Genomic DNA, 7,533 nt, shown 5'->3' with positions numbered 1-7,533 from the left:
GGGTCAAAGCCGTCTAAAAATTGGAAAGGACCGTAGTCGATTGTCAGGCCCAAGAGGCTCATGTTGTCGGTGTTCATCACGCCGTGGCAAAAACCCACCGCTTGCCACTGCGCCAACAGTTTGGCAGTGCGCTCTTGCACCTCGTCCAGCAGGGCTGCGTACACATTGCCCTGCCACAGCGCGGCGCGCTCGCGGCATTCGGGCAGGTGATGAGCAACAGCGTGGTCGGTCAGCTTGCGCAGGCTGTCCGTGTCGCCCTGGGCTGAAAAGTGTTCAAAGTGCCCAAAACGCAAAAAGCTCTGAGCCACGCGGGCCACCACGGCGGCGGTTTCGATCTCTTCGCGGCGCACAGGCTCGGGCGAAGCCACCAAACACAGCGCTCGGGTGGTTGGGATGCCCAAGCCGTGCATGGCTTCGCTGCACAAATACTCGCGGATGCTGGAGCGCAGCACGGCCCGGCCATCGCCCCCCCGCGAATAAGGGGTGCGGCCTGCGCCTTTGAGCTGAATCTCTTGCGGGCCTTGGGCCGATGCGGCCTCGCCCAGCCAGATGGCACGTCCGTCGCCCAGCTGGCCGGCCCATTGGCCGAATTGGTGGCCGCTGTAGACCGTGGCCAAAGGGGTGGAGCCCGCCATGACCGCATTGCCCGCAAAGGCTTGCAGGTGATCGTCGTCAAACAACTCGGCAGGCCAGCCCAACTCGGTGCGCAAGTCTTCATTGCAGGCAGCCCAGCGCGGCGCGGCCACGGGGGTGGGCTGCAGGGGCGTGAAAAACCGGGGACCCAATTCGGTCAGGCGGTGTGTCCAGTTCAGCACGGGTGATGCGTGCGGCTGGTGGGCGGAAATATCCAAAGGTGCAGATGACATGGGGCTTGATTGTCACGCCCATGACAAGTACCCGGTGTTTTGCGGGTTTTAAGCCCTGCATGGCCCCTCGAACTGCCCAGTGCCGGGTGCACAATGATCCGCTTGAGAACAACCCCCACTGACAGGAGACCAACCCATGCTGGGACTGATGCAACAGCAATCGCTGCTGATTTCTTCATTGATCGACTTTGCCGAGAAACACCATGGCGACAGCGAAATCGTGTCGCGCCGGGTGGAGGGCGATATTCACCGTTACACCTGGGCCGATGTGGCCCGCCGCTCGCGTCAAGTGGCCAACGCACTGGATGCGCAACAGCTGCCCCAAGGTGCCCGCATCGCCACGCTGGCCTGGAACGGCTACCGCCATCTGGAGCTGTACTTTGGCGTGAGCGGTTCAGGCCGCGTGCTGCACACCATCAACCCCCGTCTGCACCCGGACCAATTGGCCTGGATCGCCAACCACGCAGAAGACCAGGTGTTGTGCTTTGACATGACGTTTTTGCCCCTGGTCCAAGCCGTGCACGCCAAATGCACCACCATCACGCACTTTGTGGCCCTGTGTGATGCCGACAAACTGCCGGCCGATACCGGCATCCCGAACTTGGTGAGTTACGAGGCCTGGATGGGCCAGCAGCCGGACACCTACACCTGGCCTCAACTCGACGAAAACACTGCCTGCAGCTTGTGCTACACCAGCGGCACCACAGGGAACCCCAAGGGCGCTTTGTACAGCCACCGCTCCACGGTGCTGCACGCCTACGCCGCCGCTTTGCCCGACTCCATGTGCATTTCTGCCCGCGACGCCATCTTGCCGGTGGTGCCCATGTTCCACGTCAATGCCTGGGGCATCCCCTACAGCGCGGCCATGGCGGGTGCCAAACTGGTGTTCCCCGGCCCGGCGCTCGATGGCAAATCGGTGTACGAGCTGATCGAAGCCGAGGGCGTGACTTTTGCTGCCGGCGTGCCCACTGTGTGGCAAATGTTGCTGGGCCACATGCTGCCCGCAGGCCTGAAGTTCAGCACACTCAACCGCACGGTGATCGGCGGCTCGGCTTGCCCGCCAGCCATGATCGACGCCTTCCGCCAGAACTACAACGTGGACGTGCTGCACGCTTGGGGCATGACCGAGCTGAGCCCGCTGGGCACGGTGTGCACCCTCAAGAACAAGCATTTGAGCTTGCCAGCCGAAGCTCAAATGAAGCTGCGCATGAAGCAAGGCCGCTGCATTTATGGCATCGATATGAAGATCGTGGACGCCGAAGGCCAAACCCTGCCGCACGACGGCAAGGCCGCAGGCGACTTGCTGGTCAAAGGCCCCTGGGTCATCACGTCGTATTACAAGCAAGAAGGCGGCAACCCCTTGGTGGACGGCTGGTTCCCTACGGGCGATGTGGCCACCATCGACACCGATGGCTTCATGCAAATCACCGACCGCAGCAAGGACGTGATCAAGTCGGGCGGTGAGTGGATCAGCTCGATCGATGTTGAAAACATCGCCATGGCCCACCCGGCTGTGGCCATGGCAGCCTGCATCGGCATGCGCCACCCCAAGTGGGACGAGCGCCCGATTGTGTGTGTGGTCAAGAAGCCCGGTGCTGAGCTGAGCCGCGAAGCGCTGATCGCTTTTTACGAAGGCAAGACGGCCAAATGGCAGATCCCGGACGATGTGGTCTTTGTCGAGGCCATACCCTTGGGCGGTACCGGCAAGATGCTCAAGACCCGTTTGCGCGAGCAATTGGCCGATTACGTGTTGCCAGGCCTCTGACCTGCGCCCAAACCGTGCGACTCCAGAGTCGCACGGGTGATATGCCTTAGGGGCAAACCCCGACGTGATTTACGCGATCAGCGGTTACGCTGACGCTGTTCAAATTCACAAAGCAGGAGACCTTGAATGAAGACCACCACCCGTTTGATCGCCGCAGCCGCTTTTGCAGCATGTTCGTTGGGCGCTTATGCCCAAAAAGGCGAGACCGTCAAGATTGCCTGGATCGACCCACTCTCCGGTCTGATGGCCCCCGTGGGCAGCAACCAGCTCAAGAGCTTCCAGTTCTTTGCCGAAAAATTCAGCAAGACCAACCCGGCTGGCGTCAAGTTCGAGGTGATTGGCATTGACAACAAACTCAGCCCCGCTGAAAGCCTGAACGCGCTCAAGGCCGCCTTGGACCAAGGTGTTCGCTACATCACACAGGGCAACAGCTCCGGTATCGCCGGTGCGCTGGTGGATGCGGTCAACAAGCACAACGCGCGTAACCCCGGCAAGGAAGTGATTTTCTTGAACCACTCGGCGGTGGATCCAGACTTGACCAATGCGAAATGCAGCTATTGGCATTTCCGTTTTGATGCAGACACATCCATGAAAATTGAGGCCATGACCTCGTTCATGGCGGACAAAAAAGACATTCAAAAAGTCTACCTGCTCAATCAAAATTACTCCCATGGCCAGCAAGTGGCCAAGTTCGCCAAAGAGAACTTGGCCCGCAAGCGTCCTGATGTGAAGATCGTGGGTGAAGACTTGCACCCGCTAGCCCAAGTTCGTGACTTCTCGCCCTACATTGCCAAGATCAAAGCTTCTGGGGCAGACACGGTGATCACGGGCAACTGGGGTTCTGACCTCGCTTTGTTGGTCAAAGCGGCCAATGAAGGCGGTTACAACGGCAATTTCTACACCTACTACACCGGTGTGAGCGGCACGCCTACGGCGCTAGGTCAAAATGGTGCAGGCCGTGTTTACCAAATCGCCTATGGTCACTACAACATGGGCGGTCAAATGGACAAGTGGGCTGCTGAATTCCAAAAGCGTTTCAGCGACGACTTTTACACGCATTCTGTCATCCGCATTTACGAATCGCTCGGCGCTGCGATGGCCAAGGCCAAGTCAACCGATCCCGTCAAGGTTGCGGCAGCCCTGGAGGGTTTGACCTTCAACACCTTCAATGGTGAAGTGCAAATGCGCAAGACGGACCACCAACTGCAGCAGCCCTTGTACATGACCGTGTGGCAAAAGGCGGACAAGAAGTTTCCATACAGCCCAGAAAACACAGGCATGACTTTGGCCCCCGTCAAAGACATCCCTGCTTACGTGGCCAGCACACCCACCAGCTGCCAAATGAAGCGTCCTGGTTAATGCCAGGCCTCTCATAGCCCCAACTTTCTTGACTGTGATGGCGCGCTTTGCGTTCATCACGGTTCATGTGAGGGTGGGGTCAGGCCCGATCAACAGATGTTTTTCGGGCTTTTTTTTGACTTCTGATTTTTAAGTCTTTGCTAGGTTGTCTTGTGCAAACCTACTTTCGGTAACGCAGTTAGGCCCACACGGGCCTGGAAAGTTTTTTATGGAGTTTTTCATCATCTCCATGCTCAACGGCCTCAGTTACGGGTTGTTGCTCTTCATGCTCAGCTCCGGGCTGACGCTGATTTTCAGCATGATGGGTGTGCTCAACTTTGCGCACGCCAGCTTTTACATGATTGGTGCTTACTTTGGCTACAGCCTGACAGAGCTTGTCGGATTTTGGCCCGCATTGGTCATCGCGCCCTTGCTGGTGGGTGTTTGTGGTGCGCTGTTTGAACGCATCACACTGCGTAAAGTCCATCCGTTTGGCCATGTGCCTGAACTCTTGGTCACTTTCGGGCTGTCGTACGTCATCGTCGAACTGGTTCAGCTCTTGTGGGGCCGCACGGCAGTGGAGTTCACGCCACCAGACATTCTTCGGCATTCGGCCTTCACTCTGATCAACCACTCAGTCAATGGTCTGAGCATGGTTTGGGGGGCTGCGCCCGCAGAGATGTGTACAGCGGCCGATGCCGCCATTCGTCTCGTGTGTTCACCATTTCCTGCAACCCGAGCGTTCATGATGCTGGTGGCATTGTTGATGTTGTTGGGTTTGTGGCTGCTGCTCACCCGCACCCGCATTGGCTTGGTGATTCAAGCGGCTTTGACGCATCCCGAGATGGTGGAGTCGCTGGGTCACAACGTGCCACGCGTGTTCATGCTGGTGTTTGGCGCTGGCACAGGCCTGGCTGGTTTGGCTGGCGTGATCGGCGGCAGCACCTTTGTCACCGAGCCGGCCATGGCCGCCACGGTGGGTTCGGTCATCTTTGTGGTCGTGGTGGTGGGCGGCATGGGCTCATTGTCTGGCGCATTTTTGGCCTCTGTGCTGATTGGCGTGATCCAGACCTTTGCCGTGGCCATCGACTACTCATTTCTCTCTTTGGCCCAAGACCTGGGCGTGTCGGTTTCGGCTGCGACGCAAGAGAATACGTTTGCCAAACTCACGCTGTCACAGATGGCGCCGATCTTGCCCTACCTGTTCCTGGTGTTGATCCTGATCTTCCGGCCCAAAGGCCTTTTGGGTACCCGCGAGACTTAAAGACATGGCTGCTGTTTACAAATTCAAACCTTACAACGTGGGCCGTTGGGTCATCTGGAGCTTGTTTGCGCTCGTGCTGATCTTCGCGCCTTTGGTGTTCACCAACAACTTGTCGGTCACCATGCTGGCGCAAATGGGCATCGCCATCATTGCTTGCCTGTCCTACAACATCTTGTTGGGGCAGGGTGGCATGCTCAGTTTCGGCCACGCGGTCTACACAGGGTTGGGCTCCTACATGGCCATGCACGCGCTGAACGCGGTCACGGCTGGAAAGCTCCACTTGCCCGTCAGTCTTTTGCCCATCGTTGGCGGCCTGACTGGCATGGGCTTTGCCATTTTGCTGGGCTGGGTCACCACCCGAAAATCCGGCACCACCTTTGCCATGATCACTCTGGGTGTGGCCGAGCTGGTGTTCGCCATGTCGCTCATGTTCTCTGAATTTTTCGGTGGCGAGGCGGGCGTCTCGGGTGACCGGGTGGCCGGAGAGCCATTTTTTGGCATCACCTATGCCCCGCAAATACAGGTCTATTACCTGATCGCTGCTTACACCTTTGTGTGTGTGGCGCTCATGTACGCTTTGACACAGACCCCCTTGGGCCGCATTCTGAATGCGGTGCGCGACAACCCCGAACGCGTCGAGTTCATCGGATACAACACCCAACGTGTGCGCTACACGGCCTTCATCATTTCCGGCTTTTTTGCCGGTATTGCTGGAGGCTTGGCGGCGCTCAACTTCGAGATCGTCACGGCAGAAGTGGTGGGTGCGGCCCGATCCGGTGCTTATTTGTTGTTCACCTTTTTGGGTGGGGCCACCTTTTTCTTCGGCCCCATCATTGGTGCCGTGTTGATGATCATTGCCTTTGTGCTGCTGTCTGAGCTGACCAAGGCCTGGTTGTTGTACCTGGGCTTGGTGTTTTTGTTCATGGTCATGTACGCCCCGGGCGGCATTGCCAGCCTGATCATGATGAACCTGCGGGTGGCCAAATTTGGCAAGCTGCGCCAAATTGCGGCCAGTTATTTGGCACTCGGCTTGACGTCCATCGTCATGTTGGCTGGGGCAGGAGCCATGATCGAGATGGTCTACCACTTGCAGCTCAACTCAGCCTTGGGCGACACCGTCACCTTCATGGGGGCCACACTCAACGCCAAGAGCGTGGACAGCTGGTTTGGTTCGGCCTTTGTCATGCTCACGGGCCTGGGCCTGTTCGAGCTGGCACGGCGTCAGTTCGCCCGCGACTGGGGTGAGATCCAAACCGACATCGAAAAAGAAATCAAGCGAAGGGAAGCTGCAGTATGAGTGTCGCCCTTGAACTCAAAAACGTTCGCAAGAACTTCGGCAAGACCGAAATCATTCGCGGTGTGGACCTGGCCGTTCAGGCCGGTGAACGCGTGGCGGTGATCGGCCCCAACGGGGCTGGCAAGTCCACGCTGTTCAACCTGATCAGTGGCCGCTTTGGCCCCACCAGCGGCGACATCTTGCTCAATGGTCAGCGCATCCAGAACAAAACCCCCTACGAAATCAACCGCATGGGCTTGTCCCGCAGTTTTCAGATCACCAACATCTTCCCCAAGTTGAGTGTGTTCGAGAACCTGCGTTGTGCAGTGCTCTGGAGCCTGGGCTACAAATACAGCTTCTTCAAATTCTTGTCCAACCTCAAGGATGCCAATGACCGGACGGACGAGCTGCTGCAGATGATTCACCTCGACAAAAAGCGCGATGTGCTGGCCACCAACCTGACCTACGCCGAGCAACGCGCCCTGGAAATTGGCGTCACCATTGCCGGCGGGGCCGATGTGATTTTGCTGGACGAACCCACCGCCGGCATGAGCAAAAGCGAGACCAGCCGCTTCATTCAACTCATCAAAGACGTCACCGTGGGCAAAACCCTGCTCACAGTTGAGCACGACATGGGCGTGGTGTTTGGCCTGGCCGACAAAATCGCAGTCGTGGTCTATGGCGAAGTCATCGCCTTTGACACCCCCGAGGCCGTGCGGGCCAACGCCCGCGTGCAAGAGGCCTATCTGGGCTCACCCGTCGCAGACACGCAAGCAGGAGGCCATTGATGCTCCAAGTCGAAAACCTTCACGCCTATTTCGGCAAAAGCCATGTGCTCCATGGCGTCAGTTTCGGGGTTGGGCCAGGGGAAATCGTGGCCTTGCTGGGCCGCAACGGTTCAGGGCGCTCCACCACGGCCAAAGCCATCATGGGTTTGGTCGAATGCGAGGGGCGCATCGACTGGAAGAGCCAGTCGATCCAAGGCAAAAAAGCCTATGAAATCGCCCACCTTGGCGTCGGTTAT

At 58.1% G+C, this 7,533-nt stretch carries 7 protein-coding genes; 6 read left to right on the top strand and 1 reads right to left on the bottom strand.

Annotation, left to right across the window (positions count from 1 at the left end; translation table 11 throughout):
• The coding region (locus tag Q0341_RS00570) for a protein adenylyltransferase SelO family protein (RefSeq protein ID WP_299509818.1) at nt 1–866 on the bottom strand (866 nt) is incomplete at its 3' end.
• A gap of 136 nt (nt 867–1,002) precedes the next feature.
• Here Q0341_RS00570 and Q0341_RS00565 point away from each other — a divergent pair.
• The 6 genes from Q0341_RS00565 to Q0341_RS00540 all read left to right on the top strand — a co-directional run.
• Entirely contained in the window at nt 1,003–2,631 is a 1,629-nt protein-coding gene (locus tag Q0341_RS00565) for a 3-(methylthio)propionyl-CoA ligase (protein ID WP_299509816.1), read from the top strand.
• A 126-nt stretch (nt 2,632–2,757) separates the two neighbouring features.
• Complete coding sequence (locus Q0341_RS00560; protein WP_299509814.1) at nt 2,758–3,990, top strand: branched-chain amino acid ABC transporter substrate-binding protein; 1,233 nt, start codon at nt 2,758–2,760, stop codon at nt 3,988–3,990.
• A 208-nt stretch (nt 3,991–4,198) separates the two neighbouring features.
• The gene (locus tag Q0341_RS00555) at nt 4,199–5,233 is read left to right on the top strand and encodes a branched-chain amino acid ABC transporter permease (protein ID WP_108362959.1); all 1,035 of its coding nucleotides are present in this window, start codon (nt 4,199–4,201) and stop codon (nt 5,231–5,233) included.
• Between the two features lie 4 nt (nt 5,234–5,237).
• The gene (locus Q0341_RS00550; RefSeq protein WP_299509808.1) at nt 5,238–6,530 is read left to right on the top strand and encodes a branched-chain amino acid ABC transporter permease; all 1,293 of its coding nucleotides are present in this window, start codon (nt 5,238–5,240) and stop codon (nt 6,528–6,530) included.
• Nucleotides 6,527–7,297 (top strand): ABC transporter ATP-binding protein, encoded by a 771-nt coding sequence (locus Q0341_RS00545; RefSeq protein ID WP_299509806.1) that lies wholly within the window; start codon nt 6,527–6,529, stop codon nt 7,295–7,297. Before Q0341_RS00550 ends, Q0341_RS00545 begins: the two co-directional genes overlap by 4 nt.
• Nucleotides 7,297–7,533: ATP-binding cassette domain-containing protein (locus Q0341_RS00540; protein ID WP_299509804.1), on the top strand; the 237-nt coding region annotated here is incomplete at its 3' end. The genes Q0341_RS00545 and Q0341_RS00540, both read left to right, overlap by 1 nt.

The sequence above is a fragment of the uncultured Limnohabitans sp. genome (genome assembly GCF_937889215.1).
In the GTDB taxonomy this organism is placed as follows: domain Bacteria; phylum Pseudomonadota; class Gammaproteobacteria; order Burkholderiales; family Burkholderiaceae_C; genus Limnohabitans_A.
The sequence above is the reverse complement of the archived record's forward strand: the minus strand, read 5'-3'. Positions and strand labels throughout refer to the sequence as shown.

Coding starts and splice junctions, on each gene's coding strand:
- Q0341_RS00565 (WP_299509816.1), top strand. CDS start 1,003: ATGCTGGGACTGATGCAACAGCAATCGCTGCTGATTTCTTCATTGATC.
- Q0341_RS00560 (WP_299509814.1), top strand. CDS start 2,758: ATGAAGACCACCACCCGTTTGATCGCCGCAGCCGCTTTTGCAGCATGT.
- Q0341_RS00555 (WP_108362959.1), top strand. CDS start 4,199: ATGGAGTTTTTCATCATCTCCATGCTCAACGGCCTCAGTTACGGGTTG.
- Q0341_RS00550 (WP_299509808.1), top strand. CDS start 5,238: ATGGCTGCTGTTTACAAATTCAAACCTTACAACGTGGGCCGTTGGGTC.
- Q0341_RS00545 (WP_299509806.1), top strand. CDS start 6,527: ATGAGTGTCGCCCTTGAACTCAAAAACGTTCGCAAGAACTTCGGCAAG.